We start from the raw sequence: 24,840 nt of genomic DNA, 5'->3' as shown, positions 1-24,840 counted from the left end.
CGCCCGGTCCCATTCCGAACCCGGAAGCTAAGCCTGTCTGCGCCGATGGTACTGCACTCGACAGGGTGTGGGAGAGTAGGACACCGCCGGAACATCATTCGAGAAAGCCCCCCAGCCATGCTGGGGGGCTTTCCTCGTTTCAGGACCAATCTGGTTCCAGACCGAACATTCGGAATCTTTTGCGGCTCTTGGCATTTCGCGCGCCGAATTCGGCGTGATTGTCGTAGCCATGACATACGGTGTGACCGATGCCCCCACTGTCCTTCGCCGCGATCGATGTCGAGACGGCCAATTCCGCCCGCGGCAGCATCTGCGCCATCGGTGTCACGGTGGTGCGGGATGGCCAACGGCTGACAACGCACTCCTGGCTTTGCCGACCGCCCGTCGCCGTCGACTTCTTCTCGCCGCATAACGTTCGCATCCATGGGATTTCGCATGCCATGGTCATGGACCAGCCGGTGTTCGCGCAGCGCTGGCCCGAGGTCGTCCAGGTTGTCGGTGATCTGCCTTTGGTTGCCCACAATGCGAGTTTCGACAGCGGCGCGGTGCGAGAAGCGTGCCGGCACAGCGGAATCGCCGCGCCGGAATGGGAATTCAGCTGCAGCCTGGAGATGTCCCGACGGCACCTCGACCTCGACAGTTACCGATTGCCCAGTGTCTCGGATGAACTCGGCATCGAGTTGCTCGCACACCACAATGCGGCCGCGGATGCCCGCGCCGCGGCCGACATCGTCTTGGCCTTGGCTGCGCGGACGGGTGCGGGAACGCTGGAGGAACTCGAGACCACCGGAGAGATACGACAGACCCGGACTCGGCGGCCTATGCGGGAGCCGCGAGAGCCGCGCAAGTCACGTTTCGCGCGTGAGGAATTGGTCGCGCCCGAAGTCGCCGGTACCGATGCGAGTCATCCGCTCTACGGCCAAACCGTCGTATTCACAGGCGATCTCGCGTCGATGACTCGCCAGCAGGCATGGGATGCCATCGCCGCCTGCGGTGCGACACCCGCCAAGAACGTCACCAGACGGACGACCGGTCTGGTCATCGGCCATGGATTCACCGGCGATGATCCGTTGGCATTCAGCACGACGAAAGCCCGCCGAGCGGCCGAGTTGCGTGACCGCGGGCAGGCCATCGAAGTGCTCGATGAGCAGCGGCTACTCGCGTACCTCGAACCGGCGCGTGCCAGTGTTCGCTGAGTGACACCTCTGGTACGAGTCGCTACACAGCAATTCAGCTGGCGGGGCCGAGGCCCAGTGGTTGGTACTCGGAGGTGTCGGCCGGGATCCGATGTGAGTCCCGGCCGGACACTGCCCCTACTTGAGCGCGACACGAGCGCCACCGGAGAACGCCGAATCGTGGAACTCGATCGCCGTCGGAACGGTGCCCTTGGGCACGTCGAAGGCGATGGTCACCGAGATTTTGTTGCCGGGGTTGATCTGGGTCAACAGGATGTCCGTGTTCAGATTCGATTCGGCTACTACATCATTCGAATAGAGCCTGCCTTGATCGTCGATCAGTTTCTGGTCATCACCAAAGTAGGTTTGCGCCGCATTGCTGATATTCGACACGTTGATGTGCACCAGGACATACTCGCCCTGCGCCTGCTTGCTCGTGAACTCGTTGGTGCCGACCGTGTCGACCGGTGGATCGACCTGTGTGACAACAAAAGCGAACTTGCCGTCGCGGACCTCGGATCCGGCGGGTGCGGCGGTCGTACGTTTGTCTTCCTGCTTGGCGACCTCGTGCGCGACTCCACCGAAAAGCGCTGCGCAGGCACCGAAAAACAGCAATATGACAAGCAGGAAGCCGCCGAGCACCCACGGCCAGACCTTGTGCCGCTTCGGTGGGTAGTACGGGCCTTGCGGATACGGGCCGGGCATGGGTTGCTGAGGTAACGGGTGATCGGACATGGTCGGGGATTCCTTGCGGGTTCCGGGGGCAACAGAATAGTTGCGCTATGACCGGCACATCGACGCCCGCAGTGGATTCGTAACACGGTTATGTCGAATAGCTATAAATGAGAGGATTGTCCTGATGTTCAGGTGTGATCGGCGCGAATCGTTCTGACGGTACCGATTCCTACGATCATCAGGATCGCCCGGATCATCCGGCCTACCCGTTGTACTTGGCGATGCCTGTCGTGCGGATTTCGTCCAGGGCTTGGGGTGTGTAGAGATCGGGCTCCAGGTAGATGTCGTACTTGAGAAGTGCTCGGCCGTCTTTCAGATAAGCCTCGACATCGATTACCAGGCCGCTGCGGCCGACGCCCATGGAAACAACCTGCTGGTAGTTCGACTCACCTTTGGAGTTCTCCGCCCACCGATCTACACGAGCGGCGCTGAGACCCCAACGGCTGACGTCATCACGGAGTTCGTCGAGGCATTGCTGAGCATCGTCGAACGACTTCCAGAACACGATTCCGGAGTAGGGCTTATTCGCATTGGGGGAGAGGAACATCAGCGTGTTCGTTTCAATCGTCTCCGCTTGTTCAGGCCCCAGGAATTCGACGGTGATCATCGGACCGTCGGCTCCGCCGATGATCGGACCCCGGTCCTGGCCGTCGAGACCGACTGCGGCCTTGGTGAGCTCGTGATTACGCAGGTCGAAGCGGGCGTTCCGAGTCTTCTTGATCTGTTCGATTCCAGCGTCGGTGAGTTGCGAGAACTCGGGAGTGTTGGGCACTGCATCCTCCTGGCGGGAAGGGGTGGAGCACGCGGCAGCGGAGAGGCACAGCAGCGTCAAGACAACCGCCGTGCGGGTCAGGCGACGTGTCATGGCCGGTACCCCCAATGTGTCGTAAGTTGTTTGGCGATCTCGCCCCAACGGTTGCTGAGACGTTGTTCCTCCATACGTGCTTCGAAGTCGGATGCGACGAGTTCGCGGGCCTGCTCGGGGCTCTCGGTCAACAGTCGCTGATAGGCGGGCAGAGTATCCCTCTCGATCAGTGCCCAGCGTTGGTCACGGTAGGAGATGTTCCCGTCGGGGAATGGTGTCACGAACTTCCCGGGGATCGGTCCGGGGGCATCGACGGTCTTCGGGAATTCCTCTGGGAACGTATGTGCGCCAGGAATTGAGGGAGCGCCGACCGTTGTCATTCCCCACGTCATCAGCCCGCCTGTGCCGGGCCGATCGCGCATGTGGTCGTAGTCGTCGGCGATGATCTGCCATTGCTCGCGCCACAACAAATCCTTGTTGCCGCTTGCGATCAGCGCAGGGTCGTTGCGGGTATATCCATCATTGATCTGGTGCCACGCTCCGTCGGCCTTGCGATCGAGCAGGCCCGCATTGAACATTCGGTCGATCTCGGCCGTGCCGCCGGTCAAGTAAGCCTCGTGCATGGCGGCCTGATCGTTGAAGATGTTCTTTTGCATTCCGAGCAGCGTGGTTTCGTAGAAGTGGACCTCTTCGGCGGACAGGGTGCCGACGGGCCCATCCCCGCCGCCCATTCGGTCCATGTGCTTCGTCAGGTCCTGCATCATGTCGAGATCGAAGAAGCCACCGGCGAACGATGGGCCGATCATGTTGGCCATGCCCGCCCACTGCAATTCCGGATGGTCGAGGAACAGTCGCCCGTAGTACTGATAGACCTTGACGATGTTGTCCTTGTTGGCTTCCGCCCCAAGTTCCGGTCGCCAGGTGGCAGGGTCGATTCCAGCCTGCTCGAACGCTTCTCGCTGCCAGAACCCTTGCAGGAAGTCCTTGTAGAACTTTGTAGCCGGATCGAGTTTTCCCGAGTCCACCGCCCCGTCGAGGAGGGCCTTTGCGGCATCGGGGTGATGGCTTACCCACTCCCGGAACTGCGGGTCGTTGATCATCGCTGCGACTTCGTCGCTCGACATTTGGGCGGTGGAGGGCGGGGGTATGTACTCGCGGCCGGTTGCGGCGTCGTCTTTCAGGGCGCGGATCTCGTCCGTCTTGGCGTCGAGGATTACCGAGATCTCGCGGTCTACGTCGGTCAATGTTCGGACGGCTCCGGAGATTTGGGCTACGTGGAAGCCGCGGCGGGCTTCGGTTTGGCCTTTGGGGGTTTTGCCTACTTGCCAGTCTTGGCTGACCGGGAAGTCCTCGTGTGTGGCTGCGTCTACTGCGTTGATGGCGGTGTCGCGGGCTGAGCGGAGGCGGGTGGCTGCGCTGTTGAGCGCGGTTGCCAGGTCTCGGACTGCGGTTACTACTCGCATGCCCATGGTGTATTCGCGTTGGATTCGGTTGTAGGCCTGGGTGGCGGCGGGGCCGGTCCAGCCGCCGGAGGTGAGGGCGTCGGCTTCGCGCCAGGCGGCTTCGAGGGTGCGTTCCATGTAGTCCGCGCCGGTTTGGAGGATGGCGGCTCGGTCGGAGAGGGATTCTGGGATCCAGGCTCGGACCTGTGTGACGGTGTAGGTCATCGGCGGGCCATTTTGGCGAGGGCGGCGGCCCAGGTTTCGTCGGTTACCTGGTAGGTGTCGGCGGCGCCTCGGGTGAGTTTTTCGAGGGTGTCGAAGTGGTAGGCGACTTCGAGGTATGCCTCGTAGACGTCGGTGCCCATGTCGTGGAGGGCGGCCTCGGCCAGGGAGCCGGGCATTTGACCTTCGAGGTCGGCTATGCCTTCGCGGGGGACGGTTTTGATGTCTCGGGAGGTTTCCTGCCATGCCTTTTGCAGGGTGTGCAGTAGGTCGATGTCGACGTACATCGCGGGTCTCCCTCCCCTCGAGCAAACTTTTCGCAGACTTTAGCGCAGGATCTTTGGCTGATAGCGGTCTGACATCACTATTGACGCTGGTGGGATGGGTTTGGTTCCGGTGATCACCGGTTCGCGGGCGGGCCGATAAGCTGATCCGGGTGACCGACGAGAAGCTGCTGCAAGGCCCTATCCATGCCGTCCACGTTGAGTTGGGCGCTACCTTTGCTCCGTTCGGCGGGTGGGAGATGCCCGTTTCGTATGCGGGCACGGTGGGGGAGCACACCGCGGTGCGGTCCGCGGTGGGGCTGTTCGATGTGAGTCATCTGGGGAAGGCGACGGTCAAGGGGGCGGGGGCCGCTGCCTTCGTGAACTCGGCGCTGACCAATGATCTGGGGCGGATCCGGCCGGGGAAGGCGCAGTACACGCTGTGCTGCACGCCGGAGGGCGGCGTGATCGATGATCTCATCGCCTATTACGTGAGCGATGACGAGATCTTCCTGGTGCCCAATGCCGCCAATACGGCTTCGGTGGTGGCTGAGATGCAGAAGACCGCGCCGGAGGGGATCACGGTTACCGATGAGCATCGCGGGTATGCGGTGTTCGCGGTGCAGGGGCCGAAGTCGGCCGAGGTGCTGAAGGCGTTGGGGCTGCCCACCGATATGGAGTACATGGCCTACGCCGACGCCGAGTGGGATGGGCGGCCGGTGCGGGTGTGCCGGACCGGGTACACCGGCGAGCACGGGTATGAGCTGCTGCCGCGCTGGGATGACGCCGAGGCGGTGTTCCGGGCGCTGGTGGCGCAGGTCGAGGCCGCCGGTGGGCAGGCCGCGGGGCTCGGCGCTCGGGACACGCTGCGCACCGAGATGGGGTATCCGCTGCACGGACATGAACTGTCCGTGGACATTTCGCCATTGCAGGCGCGTACCGGCTGGGCTGTCGGCTGGAAGAAGCCCGAGTTCTGGGGCAAGTCGGCGCTGGAGCAGGAGAAGGCCGCCGGTCCGCGCCGAATCCTGTTGGGGCTCAAGGCGCTCGACCGTGGCGTCCCCCGTCAGGGACAGAATGTCATGCGCGGCGACGAGCTGGTCGGTGAGACCACCTCGGGCACCTTCTCACCGAGCCTGAAGGTCGGCATCGCGCTGGCATTGCTCGATACCGCCGCCGACGTCAAGGAGGGCGACGTGCTCGAGCTCGATGTGCGTGGCCGTCGGGTGCGCTGCGAGGTCGTGCGTCCGCCGTTCGTCGAGCCGCACACCGCCTGACCGACGCGCGCTGACGCGCACCACTGACGCGCACCACTGACGCGCACCACTGACGGATACGGTCCCGGAAGAGTGGCCTGATGCGTACGGCCTGTGGGCATCAGACGAATACCGGTCTGAGCATGCACTAGTGGCCCGAATCGATCAGATTCCTGACGAATTCCGGGGCGTAGTGAAGGCTCAGACCGGATACCGCTCGCAGAGCGAATAAGGGCCCGTGCGGACAGCCAGGGCCGGAACGGGCTGCGAGCGGCCGTGGTATCGAGGAGGGAAGCCGGGTCGCCGGTGAGGACGCGGGCGAGGAGGGTGCCGAGGAGGGCGGCGTCCTGGATGCCCGTCGTGCGGCAGCAACTGGTGTTCGCCGAATGACCGACAGCATCCAAGTCAGCGCATGGCCGCAACCCGTCGACTCCGCTCGACAGCAAACGCGGTCGCGAAGGCCCGTGCCGCTGCCGTAGCCGGGACTTGCGCGCGGAGAACCGGTTCAGGCTGCTTCGGACGGTTCCATTCGCTCGCCGTGGCCCACTGTGAATGGCTCGGCCGATCCGCTTATCCGCAGGCGGCCTCCGGGGTCCTCGTCCACGGCGGAAGCCGGGCGAATTAGACTCCCGGTCATGACAGTTGCCGCGCAGTTCACCCGTGTCACGCATCCCGCGCCTGTGTCGGCGCAGCGGCGGCAGGAGATTCTCGCGGAGCCCGGGTTCGGGCGGTTCTTCACCGATCACATGGTGTCGCTGGATTACATCGACGGGGAGTGGGTCAACGGCACTGTCGAGCCGTATGGGCCGCTGGCCATGGATCCGGCGACCATGGTGTTCCACTACGGTCAGGCCATTTTCGAGGGGTTGAAGGCGTACCGGCAGGCCGACGGGAGCATTGCCACCTTCCGGGTGGATGCCAATGCGGCGCGGTTCCAGCGGTCCGCCGCCCGGATGGCTATGGCTGAGCTACCGGAGGAGCTCTTCATCGAGTCGGTCCGGCAGCTGCTCGAGGTGGATTCCGACTGGGTGCCGCCGGCCGGTGGCGAAGAGTCGCTGTACCTGCGCCCGTTCATGTTCTCCACCGAGTCGGGGCTGGGTGTGAAGCCTGCCAACGCCTACAAGTACCTGTTGCTCGGCTCCCCGGCGGGCGCTTACTTCCCGCGTGGTGTGAAGCCGGTGCGGGTGTGGCTGTCCACCGAATATGTGCGCGCTGCCCCGGGCGGTACCGGTGAGGCCAAGGTTGCGGGCAACTATGCGGCATCGCTGCTCGCGCAGAAGCAGGCCTCCGAGAAGGGCTGCGACCAGGTGGTGTGGCTGGACGCCTGCGATCGCAAGTATGTCGAGGAGATGGGCACCAATAATCTGTTCTTCGTCTTCGGCAAGGGCTCGGATGCGCGCCTGGTGACGCCGGAATTGTCCGGATCGCTGCTGCCGGGCATCACCCGCGACTCGCTGCTCACCCTCGCCGCCGACTCCGGCTACCCGGTGGAGGAGCGCAAGGTCTCGGTGACCGAATGGCGTAAGGGCGCCGAATCCGGTGAGATCTCCGAGGTTTTCGCGTGCGGCACCGCCGCGGTCATCACCCCGGTCGGCACGGTCGCGGGCGACGACGGCGAATTCACCATCGGCGGCGGCGAACCGGGCGAGGTCACCATGGCCCTGCGCGACACCCTCACCGGCATCCAGCGCGGCACCTTCGCCGACTCCCACGGCTGGATGCGCACCCTGGCCTGAGCGCCCCGAATACCGAATGTGCTCGCGCCGAAGCTGTTCGGAGCGGGCGCATTTCGTTCTCGACTCGGCGGATCGTCGGCTAGCCGCGGTGGCCTACCCGGCGCTACCCACGAACTCCGGCACGCCGAGTCGGACTGCAGCCGACGCGGTGCCTCCCAACCGGGCGCAGCCTGCGGCGAGCATGCAATGGTGGAGGGACTTCCAGGCGTTTCGCCTGCGCCACCGCATGCTCATCCGAAAATTGGTGCGCGACTGACTCGGTCGGGCAATTTCTCGGTGGTGCGGCACCCGATGTGCGCCCGGTTCGTACTGCCGGAGCTCGGGTGGCATGTGCTGTGGCTCGGCGTCGCCTGCGGAGTGGCCATCGAGGTGCTGGTAACCGCGCTCGGGGCGCGGGGAAATCAGTGGGGCATGAACATCTGCCACTGGTCGAGAGTCTGCGGGCGCATCACGTAGTTCTTTTCGCGGATGTGGGAGAGGGTGGCGCTGGGTTCTTCGGAGTACCAGTGGCCGGGGTAGACGACTGGATTGCCTTGCAGCTCAGCGAGGTAGCGGAGGCTGCGGAACATGGCTTCGGAGTCGCCGCCGGGGAAGTCGGTGCGGCCGCAGCCGTCTACGAAGAGGGTGTCACCCGCGATGAGGCGGTCCTCGAAGAGGAAGCATTGGCTGCCGGGGGTGTGGCCGGGGGTGTGGAGGAGTTCGATTTCGAAGGTGCCTACGACTACCTTGTCGCCGTGGGCGTGGCCGGTCAGTTCGCTGGGTGCGATGCCGGTGACGTTCGCGACCCACGGGAGCTCTTCGGAATTCACGTGTACCGGGACGTCGACGTTCTCCAGGAGTTCCTTCACCCCGCGCAGCGTGAAGCCGAGCATGCTGCCGCCGACGTGATCCGGATGGTGGTGGGTGGCCAGCACGCCGCTCACCCGCATGCCGTCCGCCGCGGCGACATCGACCAGCTGGCTCGCCTCATAGGCCGGGTCCACGACCACGCATTCGCCGCTCTCGCGGTCGCCGATCAGATACGCGAAGTTCCGCATTTGGGTGGCGATGGGATCGCCCACGGCCCAATCCCGGCCGGCGAGCAGCTGACGAAAATACAAACGGTCGGAGCCCATACCGCACAGCTTATTGCTCGCCCGCGATGCAATCCCACCGGGACCGCGCGAATGCCCACAACTCCCGGCAGTGCCCCACGCTTGCGCTGTGCCGCCCACTCACTTGCCGTGCGCTGCCTGCCGACCGCCGTATGGCCGCGCGCTGCCCACCGCAGGATGGTGGCGATGAGCCGAGTTCCGCCCGGGCCCAGCTGACCAGCCGGGGCGCCGGCAGCGCATGCCCGCCCAGGTCGAAGAAGTTGTCGTCGATACCGACCCACGTCCGGACGAGCACCTCGGCGAACAGTCCGGCCAGTACCCGCCCACCGCCGGATGGTGGTGTGAACTCATGTCCGCTGCTGGATGGCTTCGGTAACCCGCCGGTGCGCGGGGGTGCGCTCGCGCTGAATAGCCCTCGCCGATCGGCGCGCACGGTGGTGGGGCTGGATGGCGAAAGCCCCTAGGACCCGTCGTGTCAGGCGGGCAGCAGGGTCTTGGCCTGGCAGCGGTCGTGAACGGCGCGAAGCCAATTCGCGAAGAAGAGCTGGGAGTGCTGAGACCAGTCCAGCGCGACGTCCGTGTGTGTCGCAGGCAGCACGAGGTCGTCGAGGAGGGCGGGGTTTCGGTGGGTGCGCACGAGTTCGGCGTGGGCGAGGAGGCGTTGGTAGGTGGGGGTGGGGAAGTAGCCGAGGGGGATGTCGGGGAAGGGGAGGGTGGGGTCGGCTATCCAGCGGCGGAGGTCGCGGCGGTATTCGCGGGCCATGGTGTCGGGGAGGTATTCGGGGTGGCCCTGCAGGTAGACGTGGCGGAGGCCGTCGGGGGAGGTGGCGAGGTGCCATTCGGCCTCGGAGGAATCGAGGAGGATGGGGACGTCTGCGGCTCGGAGGTCCGCGGAAAGCATTGCGTTCCAGCGGGAGTGGGGGACCAACGCCGGACCGGTGATGCCCGCTGTCAGTTCGTTCGCGTGGGCCTCGTGGGTGAAGACGCCGTGCTGGCGGCGGGGGCGGCGGTGGCGGGGGAGGCCGTGCAGGAGGTGCAGGGCGGCGTGGGCGGACTGGCAGGAGAACAGCAGCGAGGTGGCGGCCGCGCATTCGCGCAGAATGCGGTCGATGATGATCAGGCTCGGCTCGAGGGCGATCTCGGCGGCCTTGGGTTCGCTGCCGCTGATGATGAGCGCGTCCATGCTGGCGAGTGACGGCCAGTCGACGGCATCGGTGGGCCCCATCGGATCGATGCCGAAGACGGTGGACTCCACGAGAACCGGGTTCTCCATAGGGAATTCGGTCAACACAACCGGAGATTGGAACTCCCCGCCAACCGTGCTGAGGTGCGCGCTGCCCGCTGTGCTGAGGTGCGCGCTGCCCGCCGTGCCGAAATGCGCGCTGCGCGCAGTGCCGGAGTGTGCGCTGCCCGCTGTGCCAACGTGCGCGGCCGCACCCGCGATCGCCTCCAGGAATACCCGTCGCGTCATGCTGTCCGGCCGGGTCGAGATCAGATCGACTATGCCGACCCGTACCACCATCATCAGGTCCTTCGAAACTAGCTGTCATGCAAGCACGGCCGGGAGACCGTGGTGATCAGGTGCGGTCATAGCGCAAGAAGAACCGCACGCTGATCACTGGGATCAGCGTGCGGCATGAAAGAGTCCGGCAGGTTTCCGCCGGGAATCGAGTCGATCTCGGCCGAGTGGCTCGGCGGAGAATTGCCTCGATCTCGTCCGGGATCAGTTCTCGGACGAGACGCTCAGCGGAGAGTCGACTCGGGTGCGAACCGGCTAGCGGAGGATCGCCTCGATTTCGGCGGCGGCCTCGGCGCCGTAGGCCGCGCGCAGACGCTTGAGGGCGACGTCGTGGTCGAGGGTCCACTCCTGGGTGCCGATGGTTTCCAGGATGAGGACCGCGATGAGCGAGCCGAGCTGGGCGGAGCGCTCCAGCGACAGGCCCGCGCTGTGGCCGGTGAGGAAGCCCGCGCGGAAGCCGTCGCCGACGCCGGTCGGGTCGACCTTCGCATTGTCGGGGACCACGTCGACGTGCAGTTCGGTGCCGTCGCGGTCGACGATCTTCGCGCCCTTGGAACCCAGGGTCGTGACCCGGATGCCCACGCGCTCAGCGACTTCCGCCTCGGACAGGCCGGTCTTCTGCAGCAGCAGGCCCCACTCGTACTCATTGGTGAACAGGTAGGCCGCGCCGTCGATGAGGGACAGGGCCTGCTCGCCGTCCAGGCGCGCCAGCTGCTGAGAGGGGTCCGCGGCGAACGGGATTCCCGCGGCGCGGCACTGCTCGGTGTGGCGGACCATGGCGTCCGGATCGTTCGCGCCGACCAGCACCAGCTCGAGATTGCGGCCCTGCGCCAGCTGCTCGACGGAGATGTCGCGGGCTTCGCTCATGGCGCCGGGGTAGAAGGAGGCGATCTGCGCCATCGTCTCATCGGTGGTGCAGACGAAACGGGCGGTGTGCGCCTCGGCGGAGATGTGCACGGCGGAGCAGTCGACGCCGTTGTCCTCCAGCCACTTCCGGTATTCGCCGAAGTCCGCGCCGACCGCGCCCACCAGCAGCGGGGTGCGGCCGAGCAGGCCCATGGCGTAGGCGATATTGCCGGCGACGCCGCCGCGGCGGATCACCAGATCGTCGACCAGGAAGCTGACCGACACGTGCTGAAGCTGGTCGGCCAGCAGAGAATCGGAGAATTTCCCCGGGAATCGCATGAGGTGGTCGGTCGCGATGGAGGCGGACACGGCGATGGTCACGAGCGTCAATCCTTCGGTGACTTGCGCTGTGCACACCCAAGATTCGGGACGACAGACGCGGGGCCGGTAGTGGGGAGACGGACCGAAAGGTCCGCACTTAGAAAATACACTGTCCGAGACAACTGATTCCAGGGTTCGACCTGGACACACAGCAGCGCGGAACCTCCCTCAGGGATGTTCCGCGCTGTCCGGGCTTATCTCAGTTGAAGCTGTCGCCGCAGGCGCAGGAGCCGGTGGCGTTCGGGTTGTCGATGGTGAAACCCTGCTTCTCGATGGTGTCGACGAAGTCGATCGAGGCGCCTTCGACGTAGGGGGCGCTCATGCGATCGACGGCCAGCTTGACGCCGCCGAACTCGGCGATGAGGTCGCCATCGAGGGAGCGGTCGTCGAAGAAGAGCTGGTAGCGCAGGCCGGCACAGCCACCCGGCTGTACGGCGATCCGCAGCGCCAGGTCCTCGCGACCTTCCTGATCCAGGAGCGCCTTGGCCTTGAGGGCGGCGGCGTCGGTCAGAGTCGCACCGTGAGTGGTGGTCTCGGTCTGCTCAGTCATGGACTCTCCTATTGGACTGTTTTCAACCCGTGAAAGGCGCACGGCTCGTCGGCTGTCAACGCCGCTTCAGGGGCGACTATTCCCAATCCTACGCGGGCACGATAGCGCCGACGGGGTGGGGGATTGCAGTCGCGGCCGGGTAGCTGCGGGGGTGGGCGATACGACAAACGGGCGGACCAGGTTTTTCCGGCAGACGTGCCATCGAATAGCCTGGTCGGCGTGAAGTTCCTCCGCCGTGGCGAGTCCACCCCCACCTCCGATGCCTCTGCTGTCGACGCCGGTGGTGCGGCGACGGTCGAGGACAAGACCGTAACCCTTGGCAAGGGCAAGCCGACCCCGAAGCGCCGAGAGGCCGAAGCCCGCCGTCGCGGCCCGGTCGCGCCCGCCCCCAAGACCTCCAAAGAGGCCCGTGCCCGGCGCAAGGCGCTGCGCGGGACCAAGGCGGAGCGCAAGACCACCTCGGCCGAGCGCCGCGCCGAAACGCAGGACCGCCGCGCGCGCATGCTCGCCGGTGAGGAGCAGTTCCTGCTGCCGCGCGACAAGGGTCCGGTGAAGGGCTACGTGCGCGACATCGTGGATGCGCGCCGCAATCTGCTCGGCCTGTTCATGCCGCTGGCCTTGGTTCTGATCCTGAGCATGATCCTGACGCCCGCCCTCCAGGCGATCGTCACCCTCGGCATGCTGGTCATGATGCTGTTCATGATCATCGAGGGCATCGTCCTCGGCCGCATCGTGAGCAACCGCGTCCGCGAGCGCTTCCCCGACGCCACCGAATCCAGCTTCTCCCTCGGCTGGTACGCCTTCGTCCGCGCCTCCCAAATCCGCCGCATGCGCGCCCCCAAGCCCCGAGTCAAGGCTGGCGACGCCGTCTAACACCCGGCATGCCCACGAGCATGCAACTGTGCAGGCATTTCCCGAGTGGGCACCTGCGCAGTTGCATGCTCGACTGGTTTCGGGCAGGTACGGCCGCGGGTCATGCGGGGTGGTCAGCAGTGCTCGCGGTGGCCGCTGATGGCGCGGAGTTCCAATGCCATGCGGTCGTGATCGCGGTCGAGGAAATTGGTGGATCCCGCTAGCTGCCAGTTGGATTCGCGGTGGAAGGGGACTGCCCGCCCGGCTGCGGCCAGGAGGGTGAAGATTCGGGCGAACATTGCTTTTGCTTTGCGTTCGGTGGTCGCGGTGCGGACGATGGGGCCGCGGGCGGAGGTGATGGTGGTCATGCGACTGCCTCTCCTTCATTGGTGGAATCGGTTGTGCCCCAGGCCATGGCGGCGTAGGTCAGGTAGCCGAGGGCGCTCATGGCGGTCCCGGCTGCGGTGATTGCGGAGAGTGCTTGCATGGCAGTAAGTTTTCTCTAGATAAGTTCCTGCCAACAGTGGCGGTTCTGTCATTGTTCGCAAAGATCCGGCCATGTATGGTGAGATGATGCTGTCGAAGGTTTCGGTCGTCCTGAATGACCGCCTCGCCATGTTCGAATTCGGTGTCGTCTGTGAGGTCTTCGGACTCGACCGGACCGCGGATGGCTTGCCCGGCTTCGACTTCCGGGTCTGCGGGGCCGAGCCCGGGAAGCCGCTCAACTCCAGTTCACCCGGTATTTCGGTGACACCGCAATATGGTCTGGAGGAATTGCTCGATTCGGATCTGGTTGCCATACCCGCGTTCCCGTTCTCGGCGGGCATGGCGCTGGACCAGAGCATCGTCGATGCCGTGCGGGATGCGGCGCAGCGGGGAGCCACCGTGCTCACCGTGTGCTCCGGGGCCTTCCTCGCGGGCGAGGCCGGGCTGCTGGACAACCGCAAATGCACCACGCACTGGCGCTATGTCGATCAGCTGGCGCAACGGTTTCCGCTGGCCACCGTCGATCCGGATGTGCTGTACGTGGATGAGGGGAATCTGATCACCAGTGCCGGGACGGCCGCCGGGATCGACGCCTGCCTGCATCTGGTGCGGCGGGAGCTGGGCAGCACCGTCGCCAATGCTGTCGCCCGGCGCATGGTGGTGCCGCCGCAGCGGGACGGCGGGCAGCGGCAATTCATCGAGCGGCCGGTGGTGGACTGCAGCTCCGACAGCCTCAGCGAAACGCTGAACTGGATGGGCGAGCAGCTCGAGCTTCCGCACACCGTCGAATCCCTCGCCGCCCGCACCGCCATGTCCACCCGCACGTTCGCCCGCCGCTTCGCCGCGGAAACCGGCACCACACCGGTGAAATGGCTGACCGGCCAGCGAATCCTGCTCGCCAAGCAATTGCTGGAAGACACCGACATGGACCTGGAAACCCTCGCCAACCGCTGCGGATTCGGTTCAGGGGCGTTGCTACGCCACCACTTCCAGCGCCTGGTCGGCATCGCCCCCGCCGAATACCGCCGCCGCTTCGGAGCCCGCGCCTCCTAGCCCCCGCTGATCAAGATCAGGGAGCACTGGTGGCGGGAATTCGAATGAATCCGCACCACCAGTGCTCCCTCACCCCTGTTGGCGGGCGGGTGGACTCACGCCACGAGGCTTCCTCATCCGGATAGCAGGCGGATGGACTCGGGCCGTGAGTGCTGCGCATTCGGGTGGAGGTGGATGGCTTCGTGTCACGAGTGCTCCAACGTCGAGTTGGTGGGCGGTAGGGCGGTGGATTCCTACCGCTGGAGCTTTCTCGTTGGTTGTCCGGCGGCCCTCGGGGGTGGCGGAGGGTAGGTCCGGTGTGTGGGATGGGGCGACGTGATGTCCGGTGCGCGCGGTTGGTGGGGGAGATTGATACCGTGCTGACGTGTCGCACACTGCTCAGACAACCGATCGACCGCTACGGACGCTGGTGCTCGGTGGAGCCCGGTCCGGGAAGTCGGCTTTCGCGGAACAGTTGGTCGCGTCGGAGGCGGTGCGGTATATCGCCACGGCGATCGTGGATCCGGCCGATACCGACTTCGCGGAGCGAGTCGCGGCGCACCGGGCCCGGCGGCCCGACGACTGGACCATTATCGAAGGCGACCCGGTCGCGGCTCTCGCGCAGGACGCGCCCGTCACGCTGATCGATGACCTGGGGACCTGGCTGACCACCCGTATCGACGCTCGGGGAGCGTGGGAGTCGCCGCGCGGGACCGTGGCGCTGGACCTGGACGCGCTGGTGGATGCGGTCACCGGATATCCGCAGCGGCTGATCATTGTCAGTCCCGAGGTCGGGATGGGCGTCATACCCGCCACCCACTCCGGGCGACTGTTCCGTGATGAGATCGGCATCCTCAATCAGCGCCTCGCGGAGGTGTGCGACGAGGTGTATCTCGTCGTCGCCGGGCAGGCCATGCGGGTCAAGCCCGACCGGGCCACCGCCTACGCCACCGCCCTGTCCGATGCGGCCGCGACCGTTGCGGCAGTGGGTGTCGAAACCGCCGATTCGGCAGCGGATCCGAGCGCGTCGTCCACTGCGGGTGACGTAGCGGCGGGCCAGCCTGCCGTCGCGTCGTCCACTGCGGGGGAGACCGCCGCGGACAAGGCTGCCGTGCAAGCGGTTTCGGCCGATGCCGTGACAGGCCTCGCCGCATCGGCGGCTGTGGCCGGAGTGGCTTCCGGCGCGCCTGCCGGTGGCGTGGATGCCGCAATCGGGGAAGCGGCGGCAGAGGTTGCCGCGGCGGATGGAACATCCACGGCCGCAGGTGGTTTGGTACCGGCTGAAGCAGCGGAGAAGACCACGGCGGTTGCGGCGGATGGAACCGCTACGTCCGCAGGCGATTCGACGGTAGCCGATGCGGCGACAACGGCAGCCGCAGTCTCGGCCGCGGCTGGCGGTTCCGCTATGGACAGCGGGGCCGCGAATCTTACGAAGCCGGTGCGGATTTCGTTCGGGCCGGTGGCCGGGCCGGATGCGGGGGTGCGGGAGGCTGCTGAGGGGCGGCAGTTGGAGTTGACCAAGCCTGCGGGGGCTTTGGGGCGGATGGAGGAGTTGGGGAATTGGGTGGCGGCTTGCCAGGGGGTTTGCCCGCCTCGGCAGTTCGAGCGCGCTCGGGTGGTGGTTTTCGCGGGGGATCATGGGGTGGCTCGGCATGGGGTGTCGGCTTATCCGAGTGAGGTGACCGGGCAGATGGTCGCCAACTTCCTGGCCGGTGGGGCGGCGGTGAATGTGCTGGCGCGGCTGGCGGATGCGACCGTGCGGGTGGAAGACATTGCGGTGCAGGGGGATACGGCTCCGGAGATCTCCCGGCACAAGGTGCGGCGGTCCAGTGGGTCCATCGATCGCGAGGACGCGCTCACCGAGGCCGAGGTGCAGGCCGCGCTGACGGCCGGTGCGCAGATCGCCGATGAGGAAATCGATTCCGGCGCAGACCTTCTCATTGTCGGGGAGATGGGGATCGGGAACACCACCCCGGCCACGGTGCTGATCGCCACCATCACCGATACCGAACCGGTCGTCGCCGTCGGCCGCGGCACCGGTGTCGACGATGCGGGCTGGATTCGCAAGACCGCCGCCATTCGCGACGCCATGTGGCGGGCGCGCCCGGTGGTCAAGGACCCGGTTGCCTTGCTGCGCACCGCTTCCGGCGCGGACCTCGCGGCCATGGCGGGCTTCCTGGCTCGCGCCGCCGCCCGCCGCACCCCGGTGATCATCGACGGCGTCGTGGTCACCGCCGCCGCGCTGGTCGCCGACCAACTGTCCCCCGGCGCCCGCGCCTGGTGGGTGGCCGGACACCGCTCCAGCGAACCCGCCCACACCATCGCCCTCGACCGCCTCAACCTGGAACCCCTCCTGGACATGGGCATGCGCCTCGGCGAAGGCTCCGGCGCCCTCACCGCCCTCCCCATCCTGCGCGCCGCCGTCGCCACCCTCTCGGAGATGTCGACCTTCGCCCAGGCCGGAGTCAGCACCTCCGACGCGGGTTCCGAAGGACCTGTTGCCTGACAACCTCATCCCCGATCCCGCCCGGCCTCCGCGCCCGGCGGACTGGCGGCGTCCGGCCATGCAGCGCACTGATTGCCTCGGAGCTGTCAAAACTGCCGCTCACGGTATTCGGCCGCGTGCTGCTGGTGTGCTCGAAACGTGGGTGCCTGACGTGTCCGCTGGAGTTGGTCCTGGCAGTTCGATGGCCGGGCGGAGTTCGGCAGGGTCGCATCGCCGCGTATCCGGGGTGCGATCGTGAACGGGCTGCGGTTGGCGGTTTCCTGGTTGAGCGTGCTGCCGGTGCGCGGGCCGGATGAGGTGGATCGGCGGGCTGCCGGGCGGGCCATTGCGTGGGCTCCCGTGGTGGGAGTGCTCCTCGGGGTGGGTGCGGCTGGATTGCTTTGGGGGATAGGGGCCTTGGGGGGCTCCTGGTTGCTGGCTGGGTTCATCGCGGTGGGATTTCTGGCGCTGATCACTCGCGGCATGCATATCGACGGGCTTGCCGACACTGTGGATGGGCTCGGGAGTTACGGGCCGCCCGAGCGAGCCCGCGAGGTCATGAAGAGTGGTGGGGCGGGACCATTCGGGGTGGCCGCATTGGTGTTCGTGATTGGGATTCAGGCGATTTCGTTCGCGGCGTTGGGGGAAGCCGGGCGGTGGGGAGCCGTGGTACTCGCGATTGCGGTAGGGCGGGTCTCGGTGGTGCTCGCGTGTCGGCGGGGGATCGAGGCGGCACCCGGGGCCGGGTTCGGGGCGCTGGTCGCCGGGACGCAAGGGGTTGTCGCCGCTGTGGGGTGGAGTGGGATCGCGCTGGTGGCAGCGGGATTCGCGGCCGAGCGGTGGTGGCTGGGGTCGGTCGCGGTGGTGGGGGCGCTGGCGGTGTCGGCCTTGCTGGTTCGGCATTGTGTGCGGCGGTTCGCCGGGCTGAACGGTGACGTGTTGGGCGCCGCCCTGGAAATCTCCGTGACCATCGCGGCTGCGGTCCTGACCCTCACCCCGTGACTTCTGCGGCTGCGGTTCCAACCCTTGCCCCGCGGTCAGTCTCGCCCTGCTGCAGTGGAACTCGATGATCAGCTGTTCCTGCAGCGGAACATCGATCTGCGCACGCTCGGGGACCTGTTGAACCAGGATTCGCAGACGGACGGGTCTCAAGCAGACACCGCAGGTTGACGCCGGTCTTGGCCAGAATTCTGGCTTTTCACCGACGTAATTGCATGAGGTGAAGTGGGTGAGGCTGGCGGGGGCGGCCTGGGCGATCGCGGGGCATCGCCGGTAATTCGATTGCGGGGGTTGCGGAGGGTTTCTAGGGTGGGATCATGTCATGCAACTTCATGTCATTCACTGTCTTCATGCGCGTGCGCTCCGGCCGGGCTCTGGCCCGCTAGTGGACGCAGGCATTCACTGACCTGCGTTCGCAGGCGTGCCCAGGGCCCTTCGAGACCTATTCGACTCGAAGACCCGGAAGGGCAATTGCTGTGGCGCAGAAGAACTTTTCCTCACGTAAAGCTGGGTATCAGAACCATTCCCATACGCAGGGGAAGGTGGGGACGGGCGGAGGTCGGACTCCGCGTGATCGAGCTCGGCGGGAGTTGTCGCAGAACTTTCTTGTGGATCCGTATGCGATCGGATTGATCGTGAAGGCGGCTGATCCGGTGGGGGCCGTGCTCGAACCCGGTGCGGGGGAGGGCGCGCTTACCTGGGCGCTGGCTAAATGTGGGGCGCGGGTGATCGCGTACGAGATCGATCCGCTGCTGGCGGGGAGGCTGACGGCGAGGACACGGGAGAATCCCGGGATACGGGTGGTGCGAGGGGATTTCACCAAGGTGAAGGCGCCTCGGGAGCCGTTCGCGGTGGTGGGGAATATTCCGTTCTCGATTACCGCGCGCATTGTGGATTGGTGTTTGACCGCACCCGCGCTGACTTCGGCGACGCTGCTTACCCAGCTCGAGTATGCCCGCAAACGCTCCGGCGATTACGGGCGGTGGAGTCTGGTGACGGTGTCGACTTGGCCGTGGTTCAGCTGGGAACTGTGTGGTCGCATCGATCGTGAGAGCTTCCGCCCTGTGCCGCAGGTGGATTCGGGCATTCTGCGAATCCAGCGCCGCACCGAGCCGCTGGTGCGGGATAGGAAAGCCTTTACCGAATTGGTGGAGCTGGGTTTCTCCGGTGTAGGCGGGACGGTGCGCGCCTCGCTGCGCACTCGCTATTCCGGCGTGGATGCCGCATTGGCGGCGGCGGGTATCGCACCTGACACGGTGGTCGCCTACGTCCACCCGGATCAATGGATCGCACTGTACGAGGCGCTGGGCATGCCGTAACTTCGTGCGGCTGCGTCGATTCGATGTCGAGTCGGCGCAGCCGGGCGCGATGACCTGCGGTCATTCTCGAAATCCAGGAAATTCGTTAACGGAATCGTTGCCCGGCGCAATCCGACCGGCTCGTGGCCGCGAATACACCGTGATCGAAAGTGCCTGCGGTCTGGGATGGAGTCGCGAGATGACCTTGAACCTTGTCGTGCCCGTGCTTTTCGCGGTCGTGGCGGTAGTCGTGTTTGTTGTCGGTGATCGGCTGCGTCCGGATACCTGGCGGCAGACCGATGACGAGGCGGCGGGGCATATGGTGCTCGACCTGGTCAATATGTTCTTCGCGGCGATCGTCGCCTTCGTGGTCGTGATTCTGTGGCAGCAGTACGACAACACCCACGCACACACCGTGTCCGAGGCCAAGGCGCTGGTCAGCGTGTATGAGGCGTCGAATGACATGCCCGAGCCGGATCGCACTCAGATCCAGAGCCTGGTGCGCCAGTACACCAGTCAGGTCGTCACCGACGAATGGTCGTCGATGGACAGGACCGGCAAGCTGGACCAGTCCACCCAGGACACCCTCGACGATCTGCGCTCGGCGGTGGGCGCGGTGCCGACCACCGATCCGGCTGTGAAGGACTTGCAGGACAAGGCCGGAAGCGGGATCGACGCGGTGGCCGAGGCGCGCTACGACCGCGGCCTGGACGCCGGATATGAGCTGCCCGTTTTCCTCTATATCGCGCTCTGGGGCGGCACCATCATGCTGCTGTTCGGCACCCTGCTCTCCGGCGTCGTGCTCACCAAGCGCAGCGTGATCATGACCGGCCTGTTCGGCATCGTGGTCGGCGCGGTAATCATGGCGGTGTATCAACTGGACCAGCCCTTCTCGGGCGGCAACCAGGTCGCCAAGGATGCCTACGAGCTGGCCATGTCCCGCTTCCAGCACATCACCTCCACCGGTGTCGCGACGAGCGCGTCCCCGCGCTGACGGCACCCGGCAGCACCGACGGACGAGGTAACCGCTTATGGCGTCGGACGACGCAGTGACCAGAACCCGCAGGGCCGCAAAGGGATTCGCCGTGGTGACGGCGATCCCGATCACCGCGGCCCTGCTCACCACCCAGCCCGCGGCGGCAGATCCGGGCTTCGGGGACCTGTCATTCCTCGGCGAAATCGCTACCGGCAGTACGAATCCCGAGGTAGCGGTCGCTGAGGACGTGGGCGCGCCCTCGGGTAGTTCGCTGGGACTGGGGACCGGAAGTGCCTACAGTGGCAGTGTGGAGGGCGTCGGCAATGGCGGGGCGTCCTCCGGCAGCTCACTGGGCGTAGAGCCCAAGGAGACCGCCGATGTGTACGTCACCACCGGCAGCGCCCTCACCGGGAGCGCCGGAACGGGCAGCGCGGGAACGGGCGGCGGCACGAATGCCGCGGCCGATATCGCGCTACCCGGTGCGAATCGACAACCCGCCGCAGGCAACACCTTGGGCGAGTCGATGGGTCTGGAATCGGGCAGCATTCTGACCGCCTGCGCGGGCAGCGCCGTAGTCGGCAGTGCGGCAATCGGATTGGGCCTGCTGACCGGCAGCGGCCTGGGTTCCGGAATGCTCGGTCCCGGCTTCGTGCCCGGCTCGAGCGGGCTGGTCGGACCCGGATCCGCCGGGGCGGGCAGCGTGGTCCTGGGCAGTGCGGTCAGTGGCAGCGCCCTGTTCACCTGCCTGTTGCTACTTCCCGTCGCGCCGGACGTGCCCGGCATACCGCTCATGCTGCCCCCGTCCGTGCCGCCGGTGGCGCCCGTTGCCGCACCCGTGATTCCGCCTGTGCCCGAGTCGATTCCGCCCGTCCCGGTCATTCCGCCGCCGCTGCTGCCGGTGCACATCTCCCCGGCCATGGCCCTGCCGGTCCCCGAACCCCTCGACTGGAACACCATGCAGATGATGACGGTCATGATCATCACCATCCTGGCCGCCGCCCGCGCGAGGCTCAGCCGCAGTCGCCGCGGCTGAGCACGCCGTCAGCTAACCGGCTATTTGCGGAACTTGGCTTCCAGTTCGGTGAGGGTCTTCTGGAGTTCGGCGGGGTCATTGTTCTTGAAGATGCCGTCGTAGCCGGATTCGGCTCTGATGGCGGCTTCGACCTCGGGGTCGTGGTAGAGCTTCGTGAGTTGCAGCAGCTTCGGGTTGTCCTTGTCGACGGCTCGGGCGGCGAAGATATTGATGTATTGGGTGAGGTCGGGCCGGTTGGGGTCGTCGGTGTAGATGACGTCTTTCTGAGTGAGCCCGGCGGGGATGGCGAACGTGTCGTCCACGAAGGCGGCGTCGACGCTTTCGAGGGAGGGCGCGGTGAGCGTCGGGTCGATGGTGGTCAGGCGCACCTTGGACGCGCTCTTGTCGACGTCTTCGAGTTTCGAGTCCCAGGTCGGACCGTTCTTCAGGGTGACCAGCCCCGCCGCGGCGAGCAGCAGCAGCGGGCGAACCTGATTCGCGGGGTTGTTGCTCAGGGTGATCTCGCCGCCCTGCGGGATCTCGGCGACCGACTTGTGCTTCTTGGAGTAGAGGGTCAGCGCGTAGATCTCGGTCGCGCCGAGTGGGACCAGATTGTCGTGATTGCTCGCGTTGTAGTTGGCCAGGTAGCGGACGTGCTGGAATTTATTGAGGTCGATCCGGCCCTGGGAGAGCGCCGGATTCGGCTGGTTGTAGTCGCTGAAGTTGGTGAACTCGATGGTGATGCCCGCCTCGGCGGCCTTGCGCTTGTACACGTCCCAGTGCGGGAGTGGGAGGTCGTTCACACCGATGCGCACCACGTCAGCCTGGTGTTCCTTGCCACAGGCGGCCGTGCTGGCGAGGGCGATGAGGAGCGGAATCACCAGAAAACGGCGCAATTTTCGCATTTCACGCAAGCTAGCCGAGCTCAGTGGCCTCGCGGCAGTGTTTGGATCGCCCGGATCGCAATCATTGCCGGACGGTTGCCGTCACGGTTGCATGACCGAGTTCAGTTTCGACGATCATGCGGGAGCACGAGTGAAAATCCATCGGGTACTGGCGATCCCGGTCCTGGTAGCGGCCCTCGCCGGCCTCACCCTCACGGCCACGGCGTGCAGCAGCGACGACAAGGCCGGAGAGGTGCGGATCGGCACCACCGACACCGACCCGCAGTGGGACGTTTTCCAGGAGAAGGCGAAGGCTCAGGGCATCAACCTGAAGGTCGTCCACTACTCCGACTACAACCAGCCGAACGCGGCGCTGGCGCAGAAGCAGATCGATCTGAATCTGTTCCAGCACTTGCAGTTCCTGGGCCAGTACAACGTCGCCAATAATGCGGACCTGACGCCGATCGGGGCCACCTACGTGGTGCCGCTGGGCCTTTACTCCAAGAAGCACAAGACCCTCGCCGAGATTCCGCAGGGCGGCGAGATCGCCATCCCGAACGATCCGACCAATCAGGCGCGGGCGCTGTTCGTCCTCCAGTCCGCGGGGCTGCTGAAGCTGTCCGGTGACGTCCGTCAGCCTTCACCCGCCGATATCGACAAGGGCGCGTCCAAGGTCAAGGTCACCCCGGTCGACGCCACCCAGACCGCGCTGTCGCTGGAGTCGGTGGACGGGTCGATCATCAACAACACCTTCCTGCTCAAGTCCGGTATCGACCCGAGCACGGCGCTGTACAAGGATGATCCGAAGAGCCCGAGCGCCGAGCCGTACATCAATGCGGTCGTGACCCGTGCCGAGGACAAGAACAACCCCACCTACCTGAAGCTCGTGGATATCTGGCACGACGCCGAAGTGCAGAAGGCCGTGTCCGAGAACTCCAAGGGCACTTCCGTCGAGGTCAAGCGCGGCGGCCCCGAACTGGAGACCATTCTGGCGCGGGTGCAGCAGACCATCCGCGAGAAGAAGTGAGCGACAAGCCCACTGAGGTCGCGGCGGTCGAATTCCGTTCGGTCAGCAAGGTCTTCGAGTCCGGCAAACAGCGGCATACCGCACTGTCGGACATCGACCTGCGCATCGAACAGGGTGAGATCTTCGGTGTGATCGGCTATTCCGGGGCGGGCAAGAGCACGCTGGTGCGGCTCATCAATGCCCTGGAAAAGCCGACCAGCGGCACCGTGCTGATTTCCGGCGACCCGATTACGGGCGTCCCGGAATCGCGGGTGCGGCACCTGCGCCGCGAGATCGGCATGGTGTTCCAGCAGTTCAACCTGTTCCGCTCGCGCACGGCAGCCGGGAATATCGAATACCCGCTGAAGGTCGCGGGCTGGCCCCGTGCCGAGCGAAAGGCGCGAGTCGCGGAACTCCTGGAGTTCGTGGGACTTTCGGGCAAGGCCCGCAGCTATCCGGATCAGCTCTCCGGCGGCCAGAAGCAGCGTGTGGGCATTGCCCGCGCGCTCGCCACCTCACCGAAGCTGCTGCTGGCCGACGAGTCCACCTCGGCGCTCGACCCGGAAACGACCGGTGAGGTGTTGCGCCTGCTGAAGAAGATCAATCGCGAACTCGGCGTCACCATCGTGGTGATCACGCACGAGATGGATGTGATCCGGGCCATTGCCGACCGCGTGGCCGTGCTGGCCGAGGGTCGAATCGTGGAGCTGGCGAACACCTTCGACGTGTTCGCCGCCCCGCAGGCCGCCTCGACCCGATCCTTCGTCGAAACGGTGCTGCACAATCGACCCGATGCCGAGGAGTTGAAAAGGCTGGGGGAGCGGCACACCGGCCGTCTGGTGACGGTGGATATCGATGACGAGCACCGCATCGGCGAGGCCCTGGCCATCGCGGCGCGGGCCGGAGTCGGCTTCGAAATCGTGTACGGCGGCGTCAGCACGTTGCAGGACAAGACCTTCGGCAGCATCACCCTCGCCCTCGACGGCCCGGAGCAGGCCGTAGAACAGGCCGCCGACGCGCTCGCCCGGCGCGCCGTCGGCATCCAGGACGAGCCGGAACGGAGCATCGCATGAATTACGCTGCCGTTCAGACTGATTGGGACAAGCTGCGTCCCGTGCTCAGTGAGGCCGTCGGCACCACCATCTACCTGGTCCTGCTGACCTTCCTGGTCGGCGGCACCATCGGATTGGCGCTGGGCACCGCGCTCTACACCAGCCGTAAGGGCGGGCTGCTGGCCAACGCACCCCTCAACCTGGTGTTGAACGTGCTGGTCAACGTGGTGCGCCCGATCCCGTTCATCATCCTGCTGGCCGCACTCGGCCCGATCACCCTCAATGTCGTCGGCACCACCATCGGCACCGATGCCGCCGCTTTCGTCATGATCGTGGCGGCCTCGTTCGGCATTGCCCGCATTGTGGAGCAGAACCTGGTGACGGTGGACCCGGGCGTGATCGAAGCGGCCCGCTCGATGGGAGCCGGACCGCTGCGCATCATTCTCACGCTGCTGATCCCGGAAGCCTTGGGCCCGTTGGTACTCGGCTACACCTTCGTGGTGATCGCGATTGTCGACATGTCGGCCATGGCGGGCACGGTCGGAGGCGGCGGACTGGGCGATTTCGCATTGGTCTACGGCTATCAGCGCTTCGACTGGCAGGTCACGCTGGTCGCGACGCTCATCATTATTGCCGGTGTGCAGGGCATTCAGTTCCTGGGCAACTGGCTCGCGCGAAAAGTATTGCGCCGCTGAGATATTGGAGTGGTGTGGCCGCGACGCAAAGACGCTGCGGCC

General features: G+C 65.8%; 24 protein-coding genes, 1 rRNA gene and 2 pseudogenes. 15 read left to right on the top strand and 12 right to left on the bottom strand.

Features of this window, described 5'->3' with window-relative positions; genetic code table 11:
• Nucleotides 1-92, top strand: a 5S ribosomal RNA gene (gene rrf, locus AB0N05_RS32235); the annotation flags it as partial.
• A 156-nt stretch (nt 93-248) separates the two neighbouring features.
• Nucleotides 249-1,196, top strand: a complete 948-nt coding sequence (locus AB0N05_RS32230) for an exonuclease domain-containing protein (protein ID WP_364700858.1) — start codon at nt 249-251, stop codon at nt 1,194-1,196.
• A gap of 117 nt (nt 1,197-1,313) precedes the next feature.
• Here the strand turns inward: AB0N05_RS32230 and AB0N05_RS32225 are convergent, their stop codons facing one another.
• The 4 genes from AB0N05_RS32225 to AB0N05_RS32210 all read right to left on the bottom strand — a co-directional run bounded on the left by AB0N05_RS32225 (nt 1,314) and on the right by AB0N05_RS32210 (nt 4,666).
• Entirely contained in the window at nt 1,314-1,910 is a 597-nt protein-coding gene (locus AB0N05_RS32225; protein ID WP_364700856.1) for a DUF4352 domain-containing protein, read from the bottom strand.
• Nucleotides 1,911-2,112: 202 nt separating this feature from the next.
• A complete protein-coding gene (locus tag AB0N05_RS32220; protein WP_364700854.1) occupies nt 2,113-2,682 on the bottom strand; it encodes a hypothetical protein in 570 nt (189 codons plus the stop codon).
• A gap of 89 nt (nt 2,683-2,771) precedes the next feature.
• The gene (locus AB0N05_RS32215; protein WP_364700852.1) at nt 2,772-4,382 is read right to left on the bottom strand and encodes a hypothetical protein; all 1,611 of its coding nucleotides are present in this window, start codon (nt 4,380-4,382) and stop codon (nt 2,772-2,774) included.
• The gene (locus AB0N05_RS32210; RefSeq protein ID WP_364700850.1) at nt 4,379-4,666 is read right to left on the bottom strand and encodes a hypothetical protein; all 288 of its coding nucleotides are present in this window, start codon (nt 4,664-4,666) and stop codon (nt 4,379-4,381) included. The genes AB0N05_RS32215 and AB0N05_RS32210 overlap by 4 nt, the downstream gene beginning before the upstream one ends.
• A gap of 149 nt (nt 4,667-4,815) precedes the next feature.
• On the opposite strand from AB0N05_RS32210, the gene gcvT reads away from it, so the two are divergent.
• Both gcvT and AB0N05_RS32200 read left to right on the top strand, forming a co-directional pair.
• Nucleotides 4,816-5,916: a glycine cleavage system aminomethyltransferase GcvT gene (gene gcvT, locus AB0N05_RS32205; protein WP_364700848.1), complete on the top strand. Its 1,101-nt coding sequence runs from the start codon at nt 4,816-4,818 to the stop codon at nt 5,914-5,916.
• Between the two features lie 614 nt (nt 5,917-6,530).
• Entirely contained in the window at nt 6,531-7,631 is a 1,101-nt protein-coding gene (locus AB0N05_RS32200; protein WP_364700846.1) for a branched-chain amino acid aminotransferase, read from the top strand.
• Between the two features lie 401 nt (nt 7,632-8,032).
• Here the strand turns inward: AB0N05_RS32200 and AB0N05_RS32195 are convergent, their stop codons facing one another.
• From AB0N05_RS32195 to AB0N05_RS32180, 4 genes are all read right to left on the bottom strand, one after another.
• Nucleotides 8,033-8,746, bottom strand: coding sequence for an MBL fold metallo-hydrolase (locus AB0N05_RS32195; protein WP_364700844.1), 714 nt, complete (start codon nt 8,744-8,746; stop codon nt 8,033-8,035).
• Between the two features lie 454 nt (nt 8,747-9,200).
• Nucleotides 9,201-10,250: a homoserine O-succinyltransferase gene (locus AB0N05_RS32190; RefSeq protein ID WP_364700842.1), complete on the bottom strand. Its 1,050-nt coding sequence runs from the start codon at nt 10,248-10,250 to the stop codon at nt 9,201-9,203.
• Between the two features lie 249 nt (nt 10,251-10,499).
• On the bottom strand, nt 10,500-11,471 hold the full coding sequence (locus AB0N05_RS32185) for a carbohydrate kinase family protein (protein WP_364700840.1): 972 nt from the start codon (nt 11,469-11,471) through the stop codon (nt 10,500-10,502).
• Nucleotides 11,472-11,670: 199 nt separating this feature from the next.
• Entirely contained in the window at nt 11,671-12,021 is a 351-nt protein-coding gene (locus AB0N05_RS32180; protein ID WP_364700838.1) for an iron-sulfur cluster assembly accessory protein, read from the bottom strand.
• 219 nt (nt 12,022-12,240) lie between these two features.
• Between AB0N05_RS32180 and AB0N05_RS32175 the strand changes: the two genes are divergently transcribed.
• Nucleotides 12,241-12,894 (top strand): DUF3043 domain-containing protein, encoded by a 654-nt coding sequence (locus AB0N05_RS32175; RefSeq protein WP_364700836.1) that lies wholly within the window; start codon nt 12,241-12,243, stop codon nt 12,892-12,894.
• Nucleotides 12,895-13,007: 113 nt separating this feature from the next.
• Here the strand turns inward: AB0N05_RS32175 and AB0N05_RS32170 are convergent, their stop codons facing one another.
• Both AB0N05_RS32170 and AB0N05_RS32165 read right to left on the bottom strand, forming a co-directional pair.
• Nucleotides 13,008-13,241, bottom strand: a complete 234-nt coding sequence (locus AB0N05_RS32170) for a hypothetical protein (protein ID WP_364700834.1) — start codon at nt 13,239-13,241, stop codon at nt 13,008-13,010.
• Complete coding sequence (locus tag AB0N05_RS32165) at nt 13,238-13,360, bottom strand: hypothetical protein (protein WP_364700832.1); 123 nt, start codon at nt 13,358-13,360, stop codon at nt 13,238-13,240. The genes AB0N05_RS32170 and AB0N05_RS32165 overlap by 4 nt, the downstream gene beginning before the upstream one ends.
• An 86-nt stretch (nt 13,361-13,446) precedes the next feature.
• Here AB0N05_RS32165 and AB0N05_RS32160 point away from each other — a divergent pair, with 86 nt between their 5' ends.
• The 4 genes and pseudogenes from AB0N05_RS32160 (at nt 13,447) to AB0N05_RS32145 (ending at nt 17,878) form a co-directional block, all read left to right on the top strand.
• A complete protein-coding gene (locus AB0N05_RS32160) occupies nt 13,447-14,412 on the top strand; it encodes a helix-turn-helix domain-containing protein (RefSeq protein WP_364700919.1) in 966 nt (321 codons plus the stop codon).
• Between the two features lie 364 nt (nt 14,413-14,776).
• Nucleotides 14,777-15,298 (top strand): annotated as a pseudogene (locus tag AB0N05_RS32155) (bifunctional adenosylcobinamide kinase/adenosylcobinamide-phosphate guanylyltransferase); the annotation flags it as partial.
• 498 nt (nt 15,299-15,796) lie between these two features.
• Complete coding sequence (gene cobT / locus AB0N05_RS32150; RefSeq protein WP_364700917.1) at nt 15,797-16,897, top strand: nicotinate-nucleotide--dimethylbenzimidazole phosphoribosyltransferase; 1,101 nt, start codon at nt 15,797-15,799, stop codon at nt 16,895-16,897.
• A gap of 234 nt (nt 16,898-17,131) precedes the next feature.
• Nucleotides 17,132-17,878, top strand: coding sequence for an adenosylcobinamide-GDP ribazoletransferase (locus AB0N05_RS32145; protein ID WP_364700830.1), 747 nt, complete (start codon nt 17,132-17,134; stop codon nt 17,876-17,878).
• A 54-nt stretch (nt 17,879-17,932) separates the two neighbouring features.
• Here the strand turns inward: AB0N05_RS32145 and AB0N05_RS32140 are convergent.
• Nucleotides 17,933-18,013: pseudogene (locus tag AB0N05_RS32140) on the bottom strand (30S ribosomal protein S4); the annotation flags it as partial.
• Nucleotides 18,014-18,351: 338 nt separating this feature from the next.
• On the opposite strand from AB0N05_RS32140, the gene erm reads away from it, so the two are divergent.
• From erm to AB0N05_RS32125, 3 genes are all read left to right on the top strand, one after another.
• Nucleotides 18,352-19,194: an ErmE/ErmH/ErmO/ErmR family 23S rRNA (adenine(2058)-N(6))-methyltransferase gene (gene erm / locus AB0N05_RS32135; protein WP_364700828.1), complete on the top strand. Its 843-nt coding sequence runs from the start codon at nt 18,352-18,354 to the stop codon at nt 19,192-19,194.
• Nucleotides 19,195-19,372: 178 nt separating this feature from the next.
• Nucleotides 19,373-20,167 carry a DUF4239 domain-containing protein gene (locus AB0N05_RS32130; RefSeq protein WP_364700826.1) on the top strand — a complete coding sequence of 265 codons (795 nt, stop codon included), beginning with the start codon at nt 19,373-19,375 and terminating at the stop codon, nt 20,165-20,167.
• A 91-nt stretch (nt 20,168-20,258) separates the two neighbouring features.
• A complete protein-coding gene (locus AB0N05_RS32125) occupies nt 20,259-21,182 on the top strand; it encodes a hypothetical protein (protein ID WP_364700824.1) in 924 nt (307 codons plus the stop codon).
• A gap of 20 nt (nt 21,183-21,202) precedes the next feature.
• On the opposite strand, the gene AB0N05_RS32120 is transcribed toward AB0N05_RS32125, so the two are convergent.
• Complete coding sequence (locus AB0N05_RS32120) at nt 21,203-22,066, bottom strand: MetQ/NlpA family ABC transporter substrate-binding protein (RefSeq protein ID WP_364700822.1); 864 nt, start codon at nt 22,064-22,066, stop codon at nt 21,203-21,205.
• A gap of 91 nt (nt 22,067-22,157) precedes the next feature.
• Here AB0N05_RS32120 and AB0N05_RS32115 point away from each other — a divergent pair, with 91 nt between their 5' ends.
• From AB0N05_RS32115 to AB0N05_RS32105, 3 genes are read left to right on the top strand one after another with little or no spacing between them, the layout of a single operon-like run.
• Entirely contained in the window at nt 22,158-23,072 is a 915-nt protein-coding gene (locus AB0N05_RS32115; RefSeq protein WP_364700820.1) for a MetQ/NlpA family ABC transporter substrate-binding protein, read from the top strand.
• Nucleotides 23,069-24,124 (top strand): methionine ABC transporter ATP-binding protein, encoded by a 1,056-nt coding sequence (locus tag AB0N05_RS32110; protein ID WP_364700817.1) that lies wholly within the window; start codon nt 23,069-23,071, stop codon nt 24,122-24,124. The genes AB0N05_RS32115 and AB0N05_RS32110 overlap by 4 nt, the downstream gene beginning before the upstream one ends.
• On the top strand, nt 24,121-24,798 hold the full coding sequence (locus tag AB0N05_RS32105; protein ID WP_364700815.1) for a methionine ABC transporter permease: 678 nt from the start codon (nt 24,121-24,123) through the stop codon (nt 24,796-24,798). The genes AB0N05_RS32110 and AB0N05_RS32105 overlap by 4 nt, the downstream gene beginning before the upstream one ends.
• The last annotated feature ends 42 nt before the right edge of the window (nt 24,799-24,840 follow it).

Source organism: Nocardia sp. NPDC051030, from assembly GCF_040683015.1.
Lineage (GTDB): Bacteria > Actinomycetota > Actinomycetes > Mycobacteriales > Mycobacteriaceae > Nocardia.
The sequence above is the reverse complement of the archived record's forward strand: the minus strand, read 5'-3'. Positions and strand labels throughout refer to the sequence as shown.